Raw genomic sequence first — 24,323 nt, 5'->3', positions numbered from 1 at the left:
GCCGTAACAGTTATGCTTGACGTCGAAGCCAATACCGACGTTTGATAATTTACCGTGCTGCTGCCCGTTATAACTGTCAGCGTAGAAGCTGGGCTCAGGCTTAATGAGCTCAAAGCAGGATTACTTGATCCGTTTTTATACACAACGATAGCATAGGTACGAATGGTGACACCATCCTCGGCTGTTACAGAAATATGAACGGTAGTAGTCCCGGTAGCATTTAGCGTTACAGGGTCAGATGTGCTACCACTTGGCACAATATTACCTTCGACCCGTATCACCGAGTTAGGATCTGACGCTATAGCCTTAACATTTATACTGGCAGTGGCTGCAGAGACCGTAGTTTGATAGTTTACGGTACCGCTACCTGTTGTAGTTGTCAGTGTTGACACCGGGCTTAGATTTAGGGAAGTAAGCAAGGCATTACTTGACCCGTTTTTATTTACAACAACGGAATAAGTACGGACGCTGACACCATCCTCGGCTGTTACGGATATATGGATTGTTGTAGGGCCCGTTGCATTCAGCGTTATTGGGGCCGATGTAACACCGCTGGCTACTGTAGTGCCATCAATCTGTATCACTGCATTCGGGTCTAAAGTTGTAGCTACAACAGCAACAGTCCCTGCTGTCACCGATACCGAGGTTTGGTAGTTTATATTACTGGTACCCGTTGTCGCTGACAATGGACTTGACGGGCTTAATGCCAATGAACTTATTAAGGTATTACTTGATCCGTTTTTGTACACGGTAATGGAATATGTACGAATAGTGGCACCATCTTCGGCTGTTACAGAAACATGAATAACAGTTGCTCCGGTTTCGTTCAGCGTTATCGGTGCAGATGCGCTTCCGCTCAACACCACATTGCCCTCAATCCTTATTACCGCGTTTGGATCTGCACTTGCAGCCGTAACAGTTATGCTTGACGTCGAAGCCAATACCGACGTTTGATAATTTACCGTGCTGCTGCCCGTTATAACTGTCAGCGTAGAAGCTGGGCTCAGGCTTAATGAGCTCAAAGCAGGATTACTTGATCCGTTTTTATACACAACGATAGCATAGGTACGAATGGTGACACCATCCTCGGCTGTTACAGAAATATGAACGGTAGTAGTCCCGGTAGCATTCAGCGTTACAGGGTCAGATGTGCTACCACTTGGCACAATATTACTTTCGACCCGTATCACCGAGTTAGGATCTGACGCGATAGCCTTAACAGTTATACTGGTTGTGGCTGCAGAGACCGTAGTTTGATAATTTATGGTACTGCTGCCTGTTGTAGTCGTCAGCGTTGAGGTAGGGCTTAGATTTAGGGAAGTAAGCGAGGCATTACTTGACCCGTTTTTATTTACAACAACGGAATAAGTACGGACGCTGACACCATCCCCGGCTGTTACGGATATATGGATTGTTGTAGGGCCCGTTGCATTCAGCGTTATTGGGGCCGATGTAACACCGCTGGCTACCGTAGTGCCCTCAATCTGTATGGTTGCATTTGGGTCTGTAGTTGTAGCTACAACCGCAACAGTCCCTGCTGTCACCGATACCGAGGTTTGGTAATTTACATTACTGGTACCTGTTGTTACTGACAACGGGCTTGACGGGCTTAATGCCAATGAACTTATTGAGGCATTACTTGATCCGTTTTTGTACACGGTAATGGAATATGTACGAATAGTGGCACCATCTTCGGCTGTTACAGAAACATGAATAACAGTTGCTCCGGTTTCGTTCAGCGTTATCGGTGCAGATGCGCTTCCGCTCAACACCACATTGCCCTCAATCCTGATGACCGCGTTAGGATCTGCTGTCGCAGCCGTAACAGTTATGCTTGACGTCGAAGCCAATACCGACGTTTTATAATTTACCGCGCTGCTGCCTGTTATTGCTGTCAGCGTAGAAGCTGGACTCAGGCTTAGTGAACTCAAGTTTCCATTGGTAGACAACCCAGCATTCGAACGGTTAACCGTTAGCGTATAGGTACTGGTGGTACTGCCGTCCTGCGCCGTAACCACTATCGGGATAATGTTGGCACCGGGGGTTAATGCTACCGTTGATGTACCGGCAACATTGGTTGCTAAGCCATTAACGGTTATTGTTGCATTTTGGTCTGTAGCGGCCGGGGTTATGGTTAAAGAGTTGACCGACGATCCTACCGGGACGGTATAGTTCAAATTACTGACATTAAATACCGGGCTTAATGTCCCAGTACTTAAGTTCAAGCTGGCAAGCGTGGCATCCGAAGATGCAGCTGCCCTGGTTATTGTTACATTGTATGTTTGGGTAACAGTACCGCCAGCGGCATCACCAGCTGTTACAACAATAGCAAAACTGTTATCGCCTGCAATCAACGGCATGGTTGCCGACGCGCCAATTAACGAACCATTAATGGTTATTACGGCGCCTGGATCTATTGCGGTTGGCGTGATTAAAACGCTGCCAACATTACCGCCTACCGAAGCGGTATACGTTGTGGTTGCACTGTTAAATGCCGGGCTAAGCGTACCACTGCCAAGGGTAAGCGAGGCAAGTGTAGCATCGGGGGCCAAACGGGTTACATTTACGGTATAATTTTGGGTATTCACGCCATCGGCAGCGGTTACCGTTACCCTTATACGATTTGGCAGCCCTACGTTAAGCGGAACACTTGCACTTGGTGCACCGGCACTAATAGTTGTGGCCCCTATGGTAACTATTGCATCAGTAGCATTGGCAACCGGAGTCAGGTTTAAATTGCTAACGCTATAAGGCACCGACGCAGAATAAGTAAGTGTAGTGCCAACAAAAGCAGGGTTCAAGGTGCCGGCATTTAAAACCAATGAAGCAAGGCTAATATCAGCGAACGGTAACCTGTTTATGTGCAGCGTATTTGTAGTTTGATGAACGCCATCAGCCGCGGTTACAACCACATCAAAAGTATTATCGCCTACATTTAACGGCAACAGATTTGTACTGGCATCATAAGCTAATGCAACGCCGTTAACAGTAGCTATTGCACCATCGGCAGGGATTACGGGATGAATCCTCACCCCGGTTACTTTATTTGCCACGGTAAGAGGTGTAAGCACATCAAAAGCGAAATTAAAGTTGTGACTATAGCCGGTAGCCGAAACAGACATTGCAGATAAAGTAGCATTAGGCGACAATAGCGGCGGTGGCGTACCTGCGCGTGTAAGCACCAGCGTATACGTTTTTGCAGTGCCGTTATCCTGCGGCGTAACTACTATATTAAAGGTATTTGCGCCGCCATGTAAAGTCATGGTGTAATTGGCAAACCTGGCTACCGCGGTTCCATTTATTTTCATGGTAGCGTTCGGATCGTAAGAGTAAGCTGTAAGCGGCAAACCGGTGATGGTCGAATCGGCCAGTGTTGCAGTATAGTTTAATACACTGGGATCAAACGGTTCGTTTATGGTAGTAACGAACGGAATGGAAAGTGTAGACAGGTTATTATCTGACGATAGCGTACGGGTTACTGTTATGGTATAGGTATGTGTTGCAGTACCATCTTCGGATGTAACTATAATATTATAAGTGTTAACGCCATAGTTAATTGTCGGCGTAACGCCTAAATAATTTACGGGGTTACCGTTAAATGTAATAACAGCAGCGTTGTTTGTACCGACAGGAACAAAGTTAAACTGTGATACATTGTTGGCTACTGTTGCGGTATAATTATACGTGGTACTGCTAAATGGCTCATTAAACGTTAATACAGTAGCATTAAGCGACGATAAACTGGCATCTGATGATGGTGCCCTGGTTATGGTGATGTTATAATGTTTGATATCGCCGTTTTGCGCTACCCCATCAACGCTGATGGGATTGTCGCCAACGTTTAATGAAAAAGGATAAGACGTGGTGGCAGTTATTTTGAAGGGACCTATTTGTGCATTTGCATCAACATCAGCGGCGGTTGCAGTAATATCGGTACCAGTAACAAGGTTATTTACAGCAGCCGTATACGTTGTTGTGTTTGAATCAAACACGGGGTTAATTGTAACACCGCTAAGCGCAATATTTGTTAATAGGGTATTTGTAGAAAGCGCCCTGTTTACAGTTACCAGGTAACTTTGTGTAGTGGTGCCGTCCTGGGCGGTTACAACCGTGGTAAAGTAATTGTCGCCGGCATTCAAAGGCAAAGTAATTGCAGAAGCTGAGGTAAGCGCCATACCGTTTACAAGCATAGTAGCATTGCCCTGATGAACCACCGCCGTAAGATCAATTGATGTAATGTTATGATCTACATTTACCGAATATTGATGTGTCGCGGCGTCAAAAGACGTGTTTAACGTTCCCTGTGAGACAGATATATTGGATAAAGCTGCATCAGAAGATAAAACTACTGTTAATGCCGAACCATTTGCCGGCGATTGCACAAAGCTATAATTATTGGCGCTTAAGCCCGAGCCGTTAATAGGATAGCTTCCCTGCGGACTTGAGCCTGTTGCTGTTGATGTAAAGCTTAATGTACCGGTTGTGGCCGTAGCCTGTGTATCACCGTTGACAAAACCCGTTACGGTACCGGTAAAGGCCGGATTGGGCGCCAGGTAAGTTTTAGTTGCCGGGGTTGCCACGTAACTTAAAGTAATCTTGTTAATTGTTAAACTGTTGCCGGCATAATTTAAAGCGTAGTTATTATTTAATGTGAGGCTGCCCTGGTTGATGTTGTAGCTGCCTGCAAACTCGCCAGCGTCACGCGTTAACGAGCCACCAAAGGCATCGCCACCCAGTAATGCATCGGCCGTATAGGTTAAAGCCGGATCGGCATCGCCATAAGCTTTGCTTTGCGCGTTTGCTGTCACATTTATTACCTTTTTACCGATAGTTAAATTACTGCCTGTAAAGTTTAAAGTATAGTTGTTATTTAAGGCCAGGCCTCCCTGGTTAATGGCATAAGTACCTGCTGCCTCGCCAGCTACGCGGGCTAATGCCCCTGTAAAGCTATCGCCGCTTGTTAATGCATCGGCGGTATAGGTTAAGGCAGGATCAGCATCGCCATAGGTTTTGTTTTGGGCAGCGGCAGTAACGTTAATTATTTTTTTGCCTATAGTTAAATTTGAACCTGTAAAGTTAAGGTCATAGTTTGTGGTGTTTAAAGCAAGCGTTCCCTGGCTAATGGCATAAGTGCCGTTACTTTCGCCGGCTGCGCGTGTAAGTGTACCGCTAAAGGTATCGCTAAAACCAAGTGCGTCGGCGGTATAGGTTAACACCGGATCAGCACCACCATAGGTTTTACTTTGCGCATTTGCCGTTACATTAACCGTTTTTTTGGTAATGGTGAGGTTGTCAGATATAATTGATATGGTGTAATACTGATCGGTAAATACTCCAGTTGTTGCATTTACCGGTCTTTTAGTGCCAAGGGTTAATGCGTAAACGCCAACATCCTCTCCTGCCAGCCGGCCAAACGTACCCGTCATACCTTCGCCAGGCGCAAGTGAGCCTACAGTAAACTGGTAAGGAAATCCGGGATCGGCACTGCCGTAAACTTTGGTAGCAGGTACAGGGTGCAGCGTTATATCTCTTTTGGTGATAGTTAAATACTCTGGTATATAAGTGATAACATAGTTATTGCTTTGATCTACACCGGTTGTTGCATTTATGGGGTGTTTGGTTCCTATGCTTAACGCGTATGTACCTGGGGTTTCGCCCGGATCGCGTACATATGAGCCTGCCATTCCGTCGCCGCTTGGCATCGAGCCCACCCTAAAATAATAAGGGAAATTGGGATCAACATCACCGTATGATTTAGTTGCAGGTGCAGGCTGAATACTGATAGCTCGCTTATTGACAGTTAAAACACCGGTTACAAACGAGAGCGTGTATTTGCTGGTGCTTAAAGCCAGCGTTCCCTGGGTAATATTATAGGTACCAATATTAGTGCCCGCATCGCGTGTTAATGCGCCAGTGAAAGCATCACTACCTACCAATGCACCCGTGGTAACTGAATAAGTTAACGAGGGGTCGGCATCGCCATAAATTTTATTTGCGGAATTTACAGTTACTGTAATTGAAGCTTTATTTACGGTTAAGGCCTGCACTACGCTGGTTGCCGCCAGGTTACTGGCATCGCCCGCTTGCGAGGCTGTAATATTAGCAGTGCCTGGTGCAACAATGTGAATCTTACCACTTACTATAGTTGCCACAGCTGTATTATTGCTGCTATAGCTAACAGTTAAACCGCTGCTGGCTGTTGCGCCCGGCGCATAATTTGCATCGCCATATGTTTTTGATGCCGTTGAAGCAAAAGTAATGGTTTGTGGAGTTTTAGCCCGGTTTACGGTTACTGTATAAGTCTTGGTAGAACCATCTTGCGCGGTTACCACAACGTGTTGGGCATTATCGCCTATATTTAAGAAAAAATTGGCAGATGCCGAGCCTGATGTTACAATGGTGGTGTTAACTCTAAGTGTAGCGTTGGCCTGGTTGCATGTTGGTGTAATGGCAATTGTTTCTGTGCTGTTTGGTACCGAGGCTGTATAAGAAGTAGTAGCGGAAGCAAATATTGGGTTTAATGAACCACTACTTAAACTAAGCCCCGAAAGTGTGGCATCATTTGATAGCGTTGAAAAAGTAACTACAGCACCATAAGTAGTACCGGCGCCATTTACAGCATATGCCCTGGCATAATAGGTTGTTGCTGGACTTAAGCCTGTAACATTTCCGGAATATGCAGCATTAGTGGTTACCGTAGCGTTCGCTGCTTTGGTATCGCTTACCGTAGGCGTGGTATTGGTTGAACTATAAACAACACCACGTTCGGTGCTCATTCCGTAGCCGTAAACCAGTGTGCCGGCAAGTGTTGCCGTTGTTGCTGTTATTGATGATGCCGCAGTAGTGGTTACCTTAGGTTGTTCCGGCACGGCTAAATCAGAGAGTACCGCAGCGGTTGAGCCTTGTGGTAAATTAAGTGCTGTACTGAAAGTATTATTTGAAAGATTTACTGCTATTATCTTTGCCGTAACATTATAAACATCGGCTATATAGGCGCGGTTGTTACCCAAATCGAGCGCCAAACGAAAAGGCGTATTGCAAATTGAAGTAATCAAAGCCACATCGTTGGTACCATCAAGGTTTTGCCTCCGCAATGCGTCGGTGGCGGTAAGTGTTGTGGGGTTAGAACCTTCAGTGAGGTAATAAATATAGCCGTTTACCTTATCAACCGCAAAATCGTATACCGCGGGTGCACTGGTGGCAAACGACCGTGATGTAACAGCGTTGCTGTTTGCCAGGTCGATCGTTTTCAAAGCTCTTCCGCTAAAGCTTACATCCAATACATAAACCTTATTGCCGGCAACATCCACATCAATTCGGTAAGGGTTTTTTGTTATCGATGTGGCTATTGTTTGTGAGCTGGTTCCATCGGCATGCACCCTATAAACAGCATCGCCTGCATCGTTAACGGTTATACTGCCGCCTTCAGTTATATAGTACAACCAGTCGTTGGCAACATCATACGCAACATCTTTTATATATTTGGAGTTAGCGCTGCTGATGGATCTTATTACAGCGCCTGTAGTTGCATTAATCACTTTAATAACATTACCTGCGGTATACAATTCCGACACAAAAAGTCGGTTATTGTTGCCATCCAGGGCAATATTACCCGGCTGTGTCAAACTGGCTGTCGGCCCGGTAGTAATTGTTGTTACGCCGGTGCCGTTATAATTTACGCGGTTAACAACATCGCCCGCAACAGGGCTGGTGCTGGATTGGTCGCCCAGGCTGTAAACAACCTGCGCACGGGTTGTTATACTGATACATAACAATACTAACAACAAAAAAGCAGCCGACATAGTATAAAGGCTTTTTAAAAGATTGCTTTTTAATAAGAGTAAATTTCTTTTCATGATGCTTACTTAAGTGGTCTGTTTTTGCGGCTATACCGTTATATTTTTGCTAATGAATTTTTGCCCCGTTTTTAATCCATAAAAACATGCGTGCCGGGCCGGTATGCATGTATTATCTATATTAAAAAAGTTTATGTTTAACTCCTGTTTATTAATGCAGGCCACATAAAACTTGTTATTAGCTATGTTGATGGTACCTGGCGCAGCGTTTGTATTTTGTGGCGTTATCTGCGCATCCAGTATCTTTAATTCGTAACCATTTATTAAGGCGCTTGCCCCGTTATTCCAGGGCGTGCATGCCTTAATCAGGCCTAATACCTCCGTTGCCGTCATTACTTCCCAATTCACCAATACATCGGCCAGTTGCGGCTTTTTGTAATACCGGGCCAGTGTTTCGTCCTGTTCCCTTTTTATAAGCGGCTGTTTTGTGCTTAGCTTGTGCAATATCTCTGCTACACCTGCTACCTGCATTTGGCTAAAAGCCTGGTTTGTGTAACTATATGTATAATAATCTTCGTTCTTTAGCGTTTTATCCCATATAACCGCACCACTATCCAGCTTATTGGTTAGTTGGTGTATGGCTAAACCTAATTGCGCTTCGCCATTTTTTAACTGCCAAAAAACCGGCGAAGGCCCCCTGTATTGCGGCAGCTTACCAAAGTGTATATTATAAATTCCTTTTTGCACGCCGTTTAGTTCTTCAACCGCAATTTTATGAGCGTAGCCGGTAATAAATATTACGTCCGGTTCATTCAGTTGCTGCCAGTTGTACAACTCTTTTTTGTCATTCTCTGCATAAAACGGTATACTGTTCACCCTGCAAAAGTCAGCCAGATCGGTCATGCTGATATCAGCATGGGCCGATTTGCCGAAGTACAGTGTAACCCCTGCTTTTATACTCCTTAAGTACGAAAGCAGGGGTATACATATTTTCGAATTAGATATGATGCCGACTTTCACCAGCAGGCATTAAAATTCATAAAAGGTTTGTTCATTATTATGGTCTTGAAGGCCAAATACCTTGCCATGCAATAATGAAATTGATTCCTAAATAAGGCGTTACCACGTTTACCGGCTGGTTACCACCTGAAGGCACAACGGTTTTTTGATTCAGATAGGTTTGAGGAAGCGTGGTGTCGACAAAATCCTGGTAACTAGTGGCCGCGTTGCCCGTCGACCCGTCTACGCCGATTGAAAGGAAATTATTCTCCGGCGTAGATTGATCGGCAGCCGATGCAATGACAAGCACCTGGTGCCCATGCGCCGGCATTTGCTGTACCGATAAGGTAACGTTCTCTGTTCCGCCCAGTTGGCCAAGTTCATAACGGGATACGCCCCTTCCTTGTCCGTTTCCAGAGTGTATGGGCGCACGGCCTCTAAGGTCGGGTATTTGAAAAGTACTCATACCGTCGCCGCCATAGGTAGTGCCTATTAATGAAAAAAATGCCTGATACTGATTAATTGACAGCATTGAGCCATCGCAAAAAAACCAGCCCTGGGGTGCAAAATTGCCGGCGAACATGCGGATTTCGCCAATGTAAGGATCCATAGTAATAAGTTTTATAGTTTAAATTAATAAGTTAGTTTTATGGGGGGAGTGAATAAGTTGTTTTGGTTTAATCGGTTATAAATATATGTCATTATGTCAATTGAAAAATTTTATCTGCGGTGAATGTTCACAACCAATTGCTATAAACATCAGCTTAATTATCAATGTTTTATAATAATATACCATTGGTTAATTTAATTGCAAATTTCAGTGAGTTACCCCCACAACAAAGCATTATTATTGCTGCCTGGTTATGTTAAACAATGTATCAATACATGTAACAAAACCGTTACCTCATTTTCTTTACTTTGCATCACATCACAAATGTCTGTTATAGTTAAAAGGTAGTATAGGGTATAATCAGCTTTTTTAAAGGTGTTTTTTAGGGTAAAAAAAGGTTTAATATAGATGTTGTGTTTCTACTCATAATTGAGCACTTTCGATAAACTCAAATAACAACATCATGATCAAAAAAATTACCCTAATTGCCCTGGCTTTTACCATTATTTGTTTTAGCGCATGCCAGCAAAAGCCGGCCACCACTACGGCGGCAGCTCCCGACCCCCAGGCTAATCTTGATACCGTAGGGTATAAATTAGCTTTAGCCTATGTAAAAAATTACGAAAAACATGCCGGCAAGGCCGACTCAATTATTAAGCTTGATCAGAAGCCCGACACCGTGAAAGTAGCTAATACCCGGGCTATCTGGTTTGACCTTAAACGACTGAAAGCTTTAGTTGCAAAGATAGACAGCGAAAAGGGCGATGGCATTCGTTTTTACCTCGCAACTTATCATAATGACTATCCAGGCACTTTTGTTGACGGCCACATTCCGGATAAAATGTATTGGGGCCGTAATACATTGATAATGGTATCAACCGTCGAAGTTAAGAAAGATGGCAAAACGCTGCACTGGGATTACTATAATGGAAAACCGGCACCAGGGCAAAACAGTGGCGCAACCGGCTTTATAGTAGGCACCCCACCAGAAAACCGCGGCGAGCAATGCCCGCCGCCAAGCACCTGCAGCAGCATAGGTGCAACATTGGTACAATAATATCTAAACCGCATGATTTTTATCACAATAAATACTGTTGCCGAATTTATTTGCTTCCTGGCCGCCCTTATTTTTCTATCAAACGAAAAAATAGCGGCCTGGAAGCTATTTATAGCATACACCCTATTAACCTGCATTGTAGAGTTTACAGGCATTTATATGAACAGGGTAGCGCATATCTTCAATCATCATTTGTACAATGTGTTTTTGTTATTTGAGTGTGGCATGGTAAGCTACACCTTATACAATTTATACAAACCCTATAAAGACACGCGCAAATGGCTGCTTGCCTGGTACAGTATTTTTATGATAATATTTATTACCGAGTTATTTGCTACCCACTTTAAAGGCTTTGTATCAATTACTGCAACGATAATGTCGGTAATGTTTGTATTTGCCTGCCTTTATTACTATTACCTTAAACTAATGGATGAGCAGTTTGAACGGCTGGCATTTTCAGCACCTTTTTGGTGGGTAAGCGGCTCATTGTTTTTTTATTTCGGGAGCACTACCTGTAATGTTTTTTTCGATTATATGTCGCACTCAAGTACGGTAATATATGGGCACTCTATACGGTACTATATTTTTAATTTACTTAATATTATACTTTACGCATTTTGGTCATACGCTTTTTTATGCAGGTATCTTCGCAGGAAATCATCTTCCTGATAGGGTTAACTTCCCTCATTTTTTTGATTGCCCCCCTATTCTTGATTATTTACGTTGTTTCATACAACCGCAAAAAAAAGAAACACCAGGAGGAGAAGCTGCTGCTGCAAAAAACATTTGAAAATGAGCTGCTCAAAACCCAGATAGAAGTACAGGAACAAACCCTTAAAACCATCGCTTACGATCTGCATGATAATATAGGCCAGTTGCTGAGTATCACCACCATCACCTTAAGTTCTATCGACCTGAACAATACGGATAAAGCAGCCGAAAAACTAGCATTTATTGAAGACCTGACCACACGATCAATTAAAGAAGTAAAAGCGCTGTCGCGCCTGCTCCATGGCGAAGAATTGGTAAACCGCGGGCTGGCCGCGGCTATTGAATTTGAACTGGAATGGCTGCAACGATCAGATAAATTTAAGATCAATTTCGATAAACGGAACCTCGGCTCATTTAATGCCGACAGCGGTAAAGAAACCATCCTTTTCCGGCTGTTCCAGGAGATTATAAATAACATTATACAGCATGCCAAAGCAACTGAAATATTTATAACTTTAGAGCAGATTGAAAATTCATTTCAGTTAACAATCCGCGATAACGGGAAGGGTTTTGATGTAGAAGAAACACTGAAACGAAAAAATGGGATGGGCCTGCATAACATCACCAAAAGGGCGGCCATGATAAATGGCACCGCTTTTATCAACTCGGCCCCGGGAAGCGGATCTGAAATTATTGTAACTATACCCTACTAACGTTAAGTTAATAGTACTAAGTTTTGAGTCAAAAATTGAATTTATCCTTTTTCGACTTAGAACTTAAGACTTTCGACTAAAGATTATCCCATTGCACAATTAACATAACCTGAATATTAATGGACGCTGATAAAATAGATATAGCTATTGTTGATGACCATACCCTTTTTCGCCAGGGCCTGGTAAGCCTGCTTACCGATTCGGGCAAGGTAAACGTGATCTTTGATGCCGAGAACGGCCAGGATATGATCCAGAAGCTGTCGCGCCATCCTATACCCGAGGTAATCCTGATGGATATTACCATGCCCCAGATGGATGGCTACGAAAGCACCAAATGGATTAAAGAAAACCATCCCGAAATTAAAGTACTGGCTTTAAGCATGTTTGAAGAAGACAAGCCCATTATTGGCATGCTTAAAAGTGGTGCCGGCGGTTATATGCTCAAACAATCCAGGGCGTCTGATCTGATTGATGCCATAACCGGCATAGCCAAACAATCTTTTTATATTAATGAGCTGGTAAGCGGTAAATTACTACGTAACATTCAAAACAATCAGCCGGTAAAAACGCAACAGGTTGAAATAAATGCCAACGAACTAAAATTCCTTGAACTGTGCTGCAGCGACCTCACCTACAAGCAAATAGCCGATATGATGAACCTAAGCCCACATACCATCGATAATTACCGCGAAGCCCTATTCCAAAAATTTGAAACCAAATCAAGAACAGGCCTGGTGATTGCCGCGCTAAGGCAGGAATTGATAAAGATATAGGGGGTTGTTTTAACACTCCCAAGTCATGCCGAACTTGTTTCGACACCCCACGCGCTAAGTAATCAGTGTGCTTATAACTTTGCATATCGAAATCCCTAAAGTTAGATAACTAAGGAAATGCTTTACAAACAGGGTCACGTTTACATAATGTCTAACACTTACCGCACAACATTTTATATAGGCGTAACCAGCGATCTGCGTGCAAGGGTTTGGCAGCATACCAACGGAGAAGGCTCCGCTTTTGTTAAGAAATATCGGCTTTATGACCTTGTTTACTATGAATATTTTGAACGAATAACAGATGCAATCGACCGGGAAAAACAATTAAAACGATGGCATAAGGACTGGAAAATCAACCTTGTAAAGTCTGTAAACCCAACTATGAAGGATTTGAAGGACGAAATAGAATCAATGTTATAAACCGCAAATATAGGATAGCAATGGTGTATCGCGAAGAAAATGTCGTCCTGAACTTGTTTCAGGATCCAACAGGACGGTAGCCGCCATGGTGTACACCCTGCATGTGGGGTGCACGAAGAAAATGTCGTCCTGAACTTGTTTCAGGATCCCACAGGACGGCAGCCGTCATGGTGTGCACCTTGCATGTGGGGTGCCGAAACAAGTTCGGCATGACTGTAGTATAACGCGCAGAAAATGTCGTCCTGAACTTGTTTCAGGATCCCACAGAACGGTAGCCGCCATGGTGTACACCCTGCAAGTGGGGTGCCGAAACAAGTTCGGCATGACTGTAGTGTAACGCGAAGAAAATGTCATCCTTGAACTTGTTTCAGGATCCCACAGGACGGTAGCCGCCATGGTGTGCACCCTGCAAGTGGGGTGCCGAAACAAGTTCGGCATGACTGTAGTGTAACGCGAAGAAAATGTCGTCATGAACTTGTTTCAGGATCCCACAGAACGGCAGCCGCCATGGTGTGCACCTTGCATGTGGGGTGCCGAAACAAGTTCGGCATGACTGTAGTGTAACGCGAAGAAAATGCCATTCTGAACTTGTTTCAGGATCCCACAGGACGGTCGCCGCCATAGTGTACACCCTGCATGTGGGGTGCACGAAGAAAATGTCATCCTGAACTTGTTCAGGATCCCACAGAACGGCAGCCGCCATGGTGTGCACCTTGCATGTGGGGTGCCGAAACAAGTTCGGCATGACTGTAGTATAACGCGAAGAAAATGCCATTCTGAACTTGTTTCAGGATCCCACAGGACGGTCGCCGCCATGGTGTACACCCTGCATGTGGGGTGCCGAAACAAGTTCGGCATGACTGTAGTGTAACGCGAAGAAAATGTCATCCTCAAGTTGTTTTCCCGCCATCCTGCCGGTTTTACCTACCACTTTGTATCGTAAGCTGCGCCGCCTGCAAACGATCCCCGGTAACTGTTATATTAATTTTACCAGCATTTGATTTTGATTGAATAATAGCCAGCCCCAGCCCATTAAACACCCGGTGCTGATTGGAAACAAATGGATCCAGATCTGTTTGCGAGCCATTATCAACCGTTTTTAAGATCCCCTGCCCCCCTACTTTAAATTTAATGAGCTGACCGGCATCCGGTACCGGGACATTATTTTTATCAAGTATGGTAACAGTAATATATGAAAGGTCTTTACCATCAGCTTTAATATGGCTCCTGTCGGCTTTAAGTTGGATGCGGTACGGCTCGCCTGCCGTAACAACCTGGGTGCTCATAATGACCTTGCCATTTTTGCGCGAAACCGCTTTCAAAGTGCCGGGCTCATATTTAACCCGCCACATTACATGCAGGTCATCACCTGTTTTCCTGCGGATGCCTAATGATTTGCCGTTTAAATAGGCCTCCACTTTATCGGCATTATTATAATAAGCCCAAACATCAATAGTTTGACCGGGCTTCCAGTTCCAGTGGGGCAACAGGTGCAACACTGGCTTAGTTGTCCATTCGCTTTGGTACATATAATAAACATCCTTGGGGAAGCCAGCCAGGTCAACTATACCAAAATATGAGCTGCGTGCAGGCCATAAGTACGGGGTAGGTTCGCCGATATAATCAAAGCCGGTCCACACAAATAATCCCGAAAGGAAATCGTATTTCTTGATGATCTTCCAGGTTTCTTCATGTGTTGAACCCCAGTAGGCCGATACATTGTCATAAGCCGATACCGTAAAATCGGGATTGCCATCTTTCAAAGGTGTTTTGCCATCCTTTGGCCAGCGCCTTATGCTATCCGACGGCATATCATAATGCCCGCGGGTAGCCAGCGCCGACATGTTTTCGGCCCCAATAAACTTTTGGCCGGGGTAGTTCTTTTTAAAACCGGCATACACCTCCTGGTGGTAATTTAAGCCAACCAAATCGAGTGCGCCGGATTGATAGATGAAGTTCTTTTTAGGATCAGCCTCGCTCAGGGCCGACGTAACCGGCCTGGTTTTATCCAGCTGCTTCACTATGCCAACCAATTCGCGACTGATCCTGATGCCGGTACTGTCAAATTGTTCCCTTATCTCGTTACCAATACTCCAGGCAAAAATCGACGGGTGGTTTCGGTCGCGCAACACCTGGTCCTGCAAATCTTGCACATGCCATTTGTCCCAATCCTGGTGATAGTCATACTTACTTTTCTTTTTTCGCCACATATCAAAAGCTTCATCCATCACCAAAAAGCCCATCCTGTCGCACAGATCAAGAAATTCAGGTGCAGGCGCGTTGTGCGATGTACGGATGGCGTTACAGCCCATGGCTTTCAGTATTTGCAGCTGGCGCTCCATAGCCCGTACATTTACAGCCGTACCCAGTGCGCCCTGGTCATGGTGCAGGCAAACGCCTTTTATTTTCATAGGCTCGCCGTTTAAAGTAAAGCCTTTATCGGCATCAAAGTTAAAATAACGGATACCCGTGTAAATTGACTGATCATCGAGCACTTTACCGTTTTGCAACACTTTTATTACTACTTTATACAGGTACGGCCTTGTTACCGACCAAAACTTAGGTTTGCTTACTGCCAAAGTTTGATGAACAACAATCGAAGTGTCTCCGGTATTTTTTACAGGGGATGTTTGGGAAACAACAACTTTACCTTCGGCATTATAAATGGTAGTTTGCAGGCTTAATTTGTTGTTTGCCGATGGCTGATGTACACCGATCTCCAAAGCCACTTCGGCGGCTTTATCATTTACATTAGGTATTGTTATAAAAGTTCCCCAGTTTGTAAGGTAAGTTTTAGCCGTAGTAACCAGCCACACGTTACGGTAAATACCCGATCCTGTATACCAGCGGGAATTAGGCTGATCGGAATTATCCACACGTACCGCGATCACATTTTTTTTGTTGTCAAAGTTGAGGTACGGCGTAATATCATACCTGAAAGAGATATATCCATTTGGGCGTTTGCCCAGGTAATGCCCGTTTACCCAAACCTCGCTGTTGTGGTAAACACCATCAAAATCAATAAATATGTTTTTGTTTTGGGCTGATAAAGGCAAGGTAAAACTTTTACGGTACCAGCCAATGCCCGCGGGTAAGCCCCCCTCGGCCTGTGTAGTGGGGTTTTTCTGATCAAAGCGCCCCTCTATGCTCCAGTCGTGAGGCAGATCCAGGCTGCGCCATTGTGCATCACCAAAGGTGCTATTTTGAGCCCGCGGCTCATCGCCTAAAAAAAACTTCCAGCCGGTATTAAAATTTTCTGTTTTACGCGCGCTTTGGCCCTTAGCCGCAGCAGCACAGATCAATAAAGTAATGAGCAAAAAATAATGGTAACGCATAATTTGAGTTTATAGAACAGTTTTAACGCCAACCCTCCGTCATTGCGAGTGATCACCAGCCGTAGCCCGGAAAAAACAGTAATGACATCTTAAAAAAAATAGCGTCATTGCGAGGAGGTACGACGAAGCAATGACGGGTAAGAGGTTTCTGTACAAAAAAATACATACTGACAATCAACAACTTATAATGACGATCTGTTTATAAAGCCTATCTACTTCATTTATTTCTTCTTTTTAACCGGTGGTGCAACAAAATTCAATTCGCTTTTGCCCAGATCTTTTGATGTGGCTACAGCTATACCACGCTGATCGGCTTTGTTTACAGCGCAATAGTAGTGATATACCACACCCTTATATTTTACCACAAATGATTTGTGGGCAAACATATTGTCATAAGGTTCGGATGATTCAATCAGCTTATCGCCGGTCCAATCAGTCCAGTGAACCAGGTCGTACGAACAGGCAAACCGGTTAAATACACCCGTTGTCCCGGTTTTCCAAAAGGCGCCGAAATAAAACATCACATACACATCGCCCATTTTTTGAATATACGGGTCGCCGGTAATGCCGTCGCCATGGTTCAGCACAGGATCTTTACCATAACGCCGCCAGTGCAGCATATCGTCAGATACAGCCATACCAATGCGCTCGGCACCGCGTTTTTTGTTTAGGCTATCGCCGTTGGCATTGTAATACATTACAAATGGGTGCCCGGTAAGCTTTGCCTTATCCCATATCACGGTTTCTTTGTATTGGGTATGGTTATCCCACCAGCTTACGTCTTTATCGATACTTGATAGCACGGGATGATCTAACCGCTGCCATTCGTGCGGTGTTGACGGATCCTTGCCGGTATTGGCTATGCTGATTGATAGCAGCCCTTTCTCGTACCCCCGGCTTTGCCCGCCGAAATACGACATCCAGTATTTATCCTGGTATTTTTGCAGCTGGTAACTGCCGCCCCATTTGTAATCCTGCAAAGCAATATAACCTGCCTTTTGGTTGCTGTCCCACTGCGTGGTATCTGAGAATGACAGGATGCGGCCGCGGGTTTTCCAATGCAGCAGGTCCTTGCTATCAGCCAGCCAGGTTTCGTAACCACGGCCATTGAATACAAGGTAAGTCATGTACCAGTTGTTTCCTTTCCTGAAAACACTTGGGCAATCCATTTTTTTTGAATTGCTATCGGGCGCCATCACCAGGCCATATTTATACGGGGTTTTTACCTGCTGGTAAATATCCTGCATTACCTTATTAGGCACCGTATTGGTTTGTGCCGATAGTTTTATAGCCTGTAACAGGCAAATAAATAATACCAAGCGTTTTAATGTATGATTCATATTTTATAATTCTTAAAAGCTGCCTAAAAACAGATCGTCATTGCACGAAGCAATAAGGTGTTTGTAAAAAAATTCTTTGTCATGCTGAACGTAGTGAAGCATCTATTATTCGCCATACTTCTTCGCCCTGTACAGCCTGCGAATAGATCCTTCACTACGTTCAGGATGACAAACCCCTTCAGAATTTCCCCAAACTTTTACTACTCAACATGACACCCCTCTACCTAACCACAAACAAATAACCACCCGACCCTACCTTAACCAGGGCCTTACCGTTTTTGTATCCTATAAATTCCATGTCTTTTCTGTTCCTGATGTTTTGCCCGCCAGCTGTGATCATAGCCGTTTTAGCTACCGGCAAATAAATGGTAGCCGTGGTATTAGCCGGAATACTTACGTTCAGCTCAAATTTACTTGCCTCCTTTTTCCAGCTGCTCGAAATGGTACCATGAGGCGACTGGTAGTTTGCCTTTGCCCAGGTTACATCGCCCACAACTTCGGGCCTGATCTCTATTTTATTAAAGGCGATGGCATCATCTGCCGGGCGGATGCCTGCCAGTCCGCTGTAAAACCACTCCATTAAATGGCCCAGCATAAAGTGGTTGTTTGATACCGATGGCAATGCGGCCCATGATTCTGTCAGAGCCGTTGCGCCATGTGCTAACTGATACCCATAACCCGGCACATCAGCACGACTATTCATATCAAATATCACGTCAGACCGGCCCTCATCATCCAGTACCCTAAGCAGGTAGCGGTAACCAATATCACCGGCGGTAAGGCTGTTACCCCTACTGCGGATATCCTTTATAATATTGTTCACCACAGCGGTTTTATATTGCGGCTCAACCAACCCGGTATAAACCGATATGGCATTTGCCGCCTGGCTGCCGGTACCGTATTGCCTGGTTTCGGCATTAAAGAATTTTTTATTGTAAGCTTCTTTTACCTGAGCTGCTAATTTATTGTAAGCAACAGAGTCTTCGCTTTTACCCAGTAAAGTGGCAATTTTTGCGGCGATATCAAGGTCATAATAATATAAGGCCGTGGCGGTGATGCCTTGTGGTGTTAACTGGGATACGCCAGGTGGATTTGGCCCCAGATCGTACCAATCGCCAAGGCCTTGCGTTAAAATATGAGCGTCTGCTTTTTTACTTAGGTAAGTTAGGTAGCGTTTTATCATATCGTAATTTGGGGCCAGCACATTTTTATCGCCGTACCATTGATACACATACCAGGGCAGAATAACGGCATTGCTGCCCCATTCGGGCGAGTCGCGGAACGGCTCATCAAACTTTACATATTCAGGAGCTATCTCCGGAACCAAACCATCTTCAGTTTGCGAGATCCGCATATCGTTGATGCATTTACCCGCCAGCCCAACTATATCATAGTTATAATGCAGGGAACTCCCCACCAAATGTGCTTCTTCCAGCCAGCCCAATTTTTCGCGGTGCGGACAATCGGTAAACACGCTGGCCATATTGCTTTTCATGGCCCAGTCTATCAGCTTAAAGGTTTTATTGAACAGCTCATTTGAACAGGCAAAATCGCCAACCGTGGCAGCAGCGTTGCGCGTATGCAGGCCTTTTAGAGCGATAATAACCGGCTGCTGTTTAACATTAGCCTCATTTTGCGGAGCCGCACCCACCACCTGTAAATACCTGAAACCATAATAGGTAAACTGCGGCTGCCAGGTTTCGGTACCATCACCTTTTAAAATGTAATTATAATAATGCGGCCCGCCCGATCCTTTTTGGTTCGCACTGCCATCAGCATTAACCAACTCGGCGGGGATTATCTTTACCGTATCTCCTTTTTTACCTTTAACGGTAATTTGTGGGATGCCCGAAAAGTTTTGTCCAAGATCATAGATCCAGGCTCCTGTGTTTAATTGTGTTTTGTTTTGGGGGATAAACTCCTGCATAATCTTCAGCGGGTCGGCCGCCTGGACGTTTAGCATCGGCGGGCCATCAACCTGTATAGCCTTACGCCAGGTATCATCATTAAAGCTATTGGTATTCCATCCGGCCTGTTCCAGGTTGGCATTATAGTCTTCGCCGCCATAAATACTACTGAAGGTTACCGGGCCGGGGGAGGCCTTCCAGGTGGTGTCACTCAAAAGATTGTCTATCCTCCCATCCTGGTACTCCATAACCAAACGGCAGATCATTTTGGGGTAGCCATATCCACCGGTAAGTTTACGGTAGCGTTTATCGCGGGGGATATAATAAAACCCATTACCCAACATTACCCCAATGGTGTTTTTACCGGCTTTTAGCTGACCGGTAATATCAAATGGTACATACAGGGACTGCTTGTCATATTTTGTCCAGCCGGGGTCAAGGAAATGGTCGCCAACTTTTTTACCGTTCAAACTCAGGTCGAAATGACCCAGCCCGCAGATGTAAAGTGTAGCTCTTTTAAGCCTATTGCCCACATGGAATGTTTTACGCAGCAATGGCAGCACATCATTGGCCACCCCTAATTTTTTTGGCCCTTTACCGTGATAAAAGGGAACAATAACTGAAGTATCGGGCAGTTTATCATAGGCTATCCAGCCGGCACCTTGCCAATCGGCCTTAGTTAACAATCCCACTTGCCAATTGGCGGTACCGCTCCAGGAAGATTGCCGTTGATAGTTATCCCAAACCATTACTTTCCAATAATAAGTTTTGGCCGGCTGCAATTGCCTGCCTTTGTAAGCCACCTGCAAAGATGCCGCCGAGGTCACTTTTTTTGAATCCCAGATGTTGCCCTTATTATTGTCCAGCTTCTGCGGATCATCGGCTACCAATACCCGGTAAGCCGTTTGCATGGTGTTGGCTTTGCTGCTTTTCAACTGCCAGCTCAGCCCTGGTGATACCGACTCAACCCCTTGTGGATTTTGTTTGTAATCACATTGCAGGCTCACCACTTTTAGCCCCTGGGCAAATAACTCCAACGGCAATATCAGCAGTATTAACAAAGTGATGTTTTTTTGCATTTTTTTGTACTTTTTTTGAGTTTTATTACTGCATTTCTATACCAAATATGCATAAACCTGCACACTTTTTACCAGTAATTACCAGTTTATAATTACCCGCGTTAATACTCGTCCCCGTTGTGGTAACCACCATTCCCGACTTGTTTTTGGCTACCGGTTTAAAGTTTAAATCTTCCTCTTTCATCACTGTTCCATCGGCAGCAAGCAACTTCATTTTTGCAGTAAAGGTCTTATCAGTTGAGTTGTAATACTTTATGCGCAAAACATACAAATCAGCCACACCGGGGGTAATGGTAAATGACGTGCTCCCACCTGCATCCTTTTCAAAACGGATCACTTTTTTACCGGCCAAAGTATCCCGAATTATGCCATCACCCTGTATATCAGCGACTTCAGCCTTGTAGCTTATTGTTTTACGCAAGTCGGTTGCCGGTTCAAGTGTAGTTACCGGCAAAACAGCTACGGTGTACATGTATTTTCCTTTGTTCGCACCCAATTGAACCATGCCATGCTTTTTAAATCTTTTACGGTAAACCGGGAGCTTATGCCCGCCATTCGCATCATTTTCTATATACAAACCGGTAACTTCATAATCGTTTAACCATTCGGGTCTTTGTGAAGGGGCGGCATCCATTGCCACAAATACATCTGCATCAGCAGTTACATTAAACGAGGCAAACTGCTTATTATCAGAAAGATCTGTACAAATCCAATCAGCCCCAAAAAATACAGGCGGCAGGTTACTGAAGCTGATACCGGCGTTCACATATTGCTTTTGGCCCACATCCATCCAGCTTTGCAGTGTCCACTTACCGGCTGATTTTAAATGCGCTATTATACCGCTGTTGTTTGGTATCGCATGTATCTTGCCATTTAAAGTACTGATAGCCAATGCAGATATGATAGCTTCCCCAGCCGGTACATTGGGGAAGCTTATACTTATTTTACCGCCTGTGATGTGAGCAGTGATTGTTTTCTTTAGCGCGCATGCATAGCCTGCTTCTTTCCAGATATCCAGGTTTTTGATCTTTGTTTCACCGTTAACAGCTACATCAAATAAACGCCAGCCAGTACAGTCCATTCCGCCGCCTGTGCAATACCATGGTTCGGTAAAATATAATTCTATGCGGTAATCGCCGTCAGGCACCGGGAAGTTAAACTGCAATTTATCCATCCCATACCTGTACGTTTGAAATAATTGACTATCATTTGTACCGCCAATATTATCAAACGTACGTTGCTGGCTGGCAAAAAAGGCTGGCATGTTCGGATAATCGTCCGTCCATGATAATGAGCCCGGTTGGTTTTTATTATATTGATGCCTATCGGCCATCCATAAATTACCGAAGCTGTCTTTATAATCGGGGCCCCCGCAATTTAACCTGTACAGGTAATTGTAACCGGCCGCAGGTTTAAGCAACACCGAATTTGCTGACCTATCCGTATTTAAATGCGGGGCAGCAGGTAAATGATTGAGCACCACCTGGTCATGCGCAACGGCTCTGCCATTTACATACCCAACCGTATATAAAATGTTATATCTTACATCCACACCATCCCACTGAAAATGAGTACCTATCCCGCCTTTTTTCTTTTTACCCAGCGAAATGTGCTGTACATCATTAAACAATTCAACCTCATCGCAATTGGAGTAAACGGTAATACTATCCTTTTTACCGGGTGTTAACCAGCGATCTGGCCATGTATGGGATACAATGTAGACCATCGGCTCTTTATCTTTTGGTGCATAATTGGCCCGGTACATATAAAACGCGTCGGTCGGCTGCCCCCAGGGTGTAAATAAGCCCTTATAGTTAACCGGCCCCACCCTGTCCAACTCCCGCTGGCCTTCTCCACCTTGTGTGCGGCCGGGATTTTCATGCGAGTACAACAACCATTGAAAATGCCCTGCAACCTGGTCTTTTACAGAATCGGCCAGGCGCACCTTAGTCTCCATCAGTTGTGCCATTCGGTTCTCGCTAAGCGGACCGTTTTGGTTAAATGTACCTTCGGTATGTAAACCAAGGCTTCTCCAGGCACCATATTCGCCCACGAGGATCTGTTTTTTGAGGTCTTCGCCGTAGGTTAACGGGTTGCCACCATAGGTGCCGGTCCAGTTTTGGGGCACATCCCAATCGGTGCCCTGGCCGCCGTTACAGGTGGTTATTTTGCGCTGCGATGAAGTGGTCGGGTCAAGCTTGCGGATGATTTCGGAACATTCATGGGCAAAATCGGCCGGCAGTTTGCTTTCATTCTGCAAGCCCCACAAAATAACTGAAGGACCGTTACGGCGCTCTTTGATCCAATCAACCAACAATGCCTTATAAGTCGCCCTGAACTCCGGCGTATCAAACCAGATATGCGCCGAATATTGCGGCCACCAAAGGATGCCCAGCTTATCCCAATATGTTTGATATGCCAGATTATGCGGTTGGTGCGCATCCCTGAAAGCATTAAAACCCGCAGCCTTTACCTGCATCACCCTTGCATTGATCTCTTCACCGGTAAAAGCCTGGCTCTTACCTATCAGGTGCTCATACTCGGCTATACCATTGATAAACACCGGTTTGCCATTCAAATAAAAACGATTATCGCCATTATTACGACCAATTGGCCAGCTTATCCAACGGACGCCATAGGGAGTGATCGTTTGATCCACAAGTTTGCCATTTTGCCAAACCTGGGTAATTAAATTATATAAATACGGATTTTGTAAAGACCATAAATGTACACCGGCTATATCCTTAAGTAATTGCTGTACCACAACAGTTTCGCCGGGTTTAACTTCATTTGAAGCGTTAACTTCTGCTGCTACTTTTCCTGTAGCATCAACCAGTTTATTGCTGACACTGATGGAAGACGAGTGCGTACTATAATTTTTCACTTCTGTTTCGAGGTTAAGCGTGGCTGATTTTTCGGAGACGGTAGTATCATTCCAAATATGTACGCCAAAAGGCTCAATACGCACCGGATTGGTCACAATCAAATGCACCGGCCTGAAAATACCCATAGGCTGCGATCCTTCCGAAAAACCCGGATCGTCCGAGCAGCCGCCACAAACCCATGGCAGATCTTTTATAAAGGCCGGATGATCTGCTCGAACACAGAGCAGGTTTCCATTACCTGTTTTTATCGCCTCGGTAACATCCAACGTAAACGAAGTACGCCCACCTGCATGATAGCCCACCTGCCTGCCATTTAACCAAACGGTGGCATATGATCCCACGCTCTCGAACCATAAAAAGTAGCGCTTATTTTGCTGCTTTGCAGATAAAGCGAATGTTTTACGATACCATGCATAGCCATGCCTGTTGCCATGTTTTAAACGGCGGTAACCTTCATATTTGTCCCAATTGTGCGGTACGTTTACAGTTTTCCAGCTTTGATCTTTAAAACTGGCCTGTTCAAAGCCAGGATGAGCTTTTTCACTATTATCATCGGCTGTGGTATGCCAATTGGTGTTTAACAAAATCTCCTGCCTGGTGTTATTTTGCGCAAATGCCGGGCTTATCAAAAAAGTAAACACCAGGCATATAAAAAGCATTAAAACCGGATGGTGATTAAACCCGGGAAACTGTTTTTT

Annotated in this window: 12 protein-coding genes; 5 read left to right on the top strand and 7 right to left on the bottom strand. The window is 44.8% G+C overall.

Features of this window, described 5'->3' with window-relative positions:
* The 3 genes from AC1DXF_RS27710 to AC1DXF_RS27700 all read right to left on the bottom strand — a co-directional run.
* Positions 1 to 7,856 (bottom strand): beta strand repeat-containing protein (locus AC1DXF_RS27710; protein ID WP_477451935.1); only part of this gene is annotated, 7,856 nt, incomplete at its 3' end.
* A gap of 30 nt (positions 7,857 to 7,886) precedes the next feature.
* Positions 7,887 to 8,816, bottom strand: a complete 930-nt coding sequence (locus AC1DXF_RS27705; RefSeq protein ID WP_477451934.1) for a methionyl-tRNA formyltransferase — start codon at positions 8,814 to 8,816, stop codon at positions 7,887 to 7,889.
* Between the two features lie 37 nt (positions 8,817 to 8,853).
* A complete protein-coding gene (locus AC1DXF_RS27700) occupies positions 8,854 to 9,405 on the bottom strand; it encodes a phage tail protein (protein ID WP_477451933.1) in 552 nt (183 codons plus the stop codon).
* 463 nt (positions 9,406 to 9,868) lie between these two features.
* Here AC1DXF_RS27700 and AC1DXF_RS27695 point away from each other — a divergent pair, with 463 nt between their 5' ends.
* The 5 genes from AC1DXF_RS27695 (at position 9,869) to AC1DXF_RS27675 (ending at position 13,079) form a co-directional block, all read left to right on the top strand.
* Entirely contained in the window at positions 9,869 to 10,462 is a 594-nt protein-coding gene (locus AC1DXF_RS27695) for a hypothetical protein (RefSeq protein WP_477451932.1), read from the top strand.
* Between the two features lie 12 nt (positions 10,463 to 10,474).
* A complete protein-coding gene (locus AC1DXF_RS27690) occupies positions 10,475 to 11,131 on the top strand; it encodes a hypothetical protein (RefSeq protein WP_477451931.1) in 657 nt (218 codons plus the stop codon).
* On the top strand, positions 11,098 to 11,886 hold the full coding sequence (locus AC1DXF_RS27685; RefSeq protein ID WP_477451930.1) for a sensor histidine kinase: 789 nt from the start codon (positions 11,098 to 11,100) through the stop codon (positions 11,884 to 11,886). The genes AC1DXF_RS27690 and AC1DXF_RS27685 overlap by 34 nt, the downstream gene beginning before the upstream one ends.
* A 119-nt stretch (positions 11,887 to 12,005) precedes the next feature.
* Positions 12,006 to 12,659, top strand: coding sequence for a response regulator (locus tag AC1DXF_RS27680; RefSeq protein WP_477451929.1), 654 nt, complete (start codon positions 12,006 to 12,008; stop codon positions 12,657 to 12,659).
* Positions 12,660 to 12,776: 117 nt separating this feature from the next.
* A complete protein-coding gene (locus tag AC1DXF_RS27675) occupies positions 12,777 to 13,079 on the top strand; it encodes a GIY-YIG nuclease family protein (protein WP_477451928.1) in 303 nt (100 codons plus the stop codon).
* A gap of 920 nt (positions 13,080 to 13,999) precedes the next feature.
* Here the strand turns inward: AC1DXF_RS27675 and galB are convergent.
* The 4 genes from galB to AC1DXF_RS27655 form a co-directional block, all read right to left on the bottom strand.
* Entirely contained in the window at positions 14,000 to 16,414 is a 2,415-nt protein-coding gene (gene galB / locus AC1DXF_RS27670) for a beta-galactosidase GalB (RefSeq protein WP_477451927.1), read from the bottom strand.
* Between the two features lie 221 nt (positions 16,415 to 16,635).
* Entirely contained in the window at positions 16,636 to 17,754 is a 1,119-nt protein-coding gene (locus AC1DXF_RS27665; protein WP_477451926.1) for a glycoside hydrolase family protein, read from the bottom strand.
* Positions 17,755 to 17,974: 220 nt separating this feature from the next.
* Positions 17,975 to 20,740: a family 78 glycoside hydrolase catalytic domain gene (locus tag AC1DXF_RS27660; protein WP_477451925.1), complete on the bottom strand. Its 2,766-nt coding sequence runs from the start codon at positions 20,738 to 20,740 to the stop codon at positions 17,975 to 17,977.
* Positions 20,741 to 20,765: 25 nt separating this feature from the next.
* On the bottom strand, positions 20,766 to 24,284 hold the full coding sequence (locus AC1DXF_RS27655; RefSeq protein WP_477451924.1) for a malectin domain-containing carbohydrate-binding protein: 3,519 nt from the start codon (positions 24,282 to 24,284) through the stop codon (positions 20,766 to 20,768).
* Positions 24,285 to 24,323: the final 39 nt, after the last annotated feature.

The organism is Mucilaginibacter sp. P2_A5 (assembly GCF_056404995.1).
The sequence above is the reverse complement of the archived record's forward strand: the minus strand, read 5'-3'. Positions and strand labels throughout refer to the sequence as shown.

What these genes read in the sequence shown, in the direction of transcription:
- AC1DXF_RS27700 (WP_477451933.1), bottom strand. Translation starts at nt 9,405, where the DNA reads ATGGATCCTTACATTGGCGAAATCCGCATGTTCGCCGGCAATTTTGCA.
- AC1DXF_RS27695 (WP_477451932.1), top strand. Translation starts at nt 9,869, where the DNA reads ATGATCAAAAAAATTACCCTAATTGCCCTGGCTTTTACCATTATTTGT.
- AC1DXF_RS27690 (WP_477451931.1), top strand. Translation starts at nt 10,475, where the DNA reads ATGATTTTTATCACAATAAATACTGTTGCCGAATTTATTTGCTTCCTG.
- AC1DXF_RS27685 (WP_477451930.1), top strand. Translation starts at nt 11,098, where the DNA reads ATGCAGGTATCTTCGCAGGAAATCATCTTCCTGATAGGGTTAACTTCC.
- AC1DXF_RS27680 (WP_477451929.1), top strand. Translation starts at nt 12,006, where the DNA reads ATGGACGCTGATAAAATAGATATAGCTATTGTTGATGACCATACCCTT.
- AC1DXF_RS27675 (WP_477451928.1), top strand. Translation starts at nt 12,777, where the DNA reads ATGCTTTACAAACAGGGTCACGTTTACATAATGTCTAACACTTACCGC.
- galB (WP_477451927.1), bottom strand. Translation starts at nt 16,414, where the DNA reads ATGCGTTACCATTATTTTTTGCTCATTACTTTATTGATCTGTGCTGCT.
- AC1DXF_RS27665 (WP_477451926.1), bottom strand. Translation starts at nt 17,754, where the DNA reads ATGAATCATACATTAAAACGCTTGGTATTATTTATTTGCCTGTTACAG.
- AC1DXF_RS27660 (WP_477451925.1), bottom strand. Translation starts at nt 20,740, where the DNA reads ATGCAAAAAAACATCACTTTGTTAATACTGCTGATATTGCCGTTGGAG.
- AC1DXF_RS27655 (WP_477451924.1), bottom strand. Translation starts at nt 24,284, where the DNA reads ATGCTTTTTATATGCCTGGTGTTTACTTTTTTGATAAGCCCGGCATTT.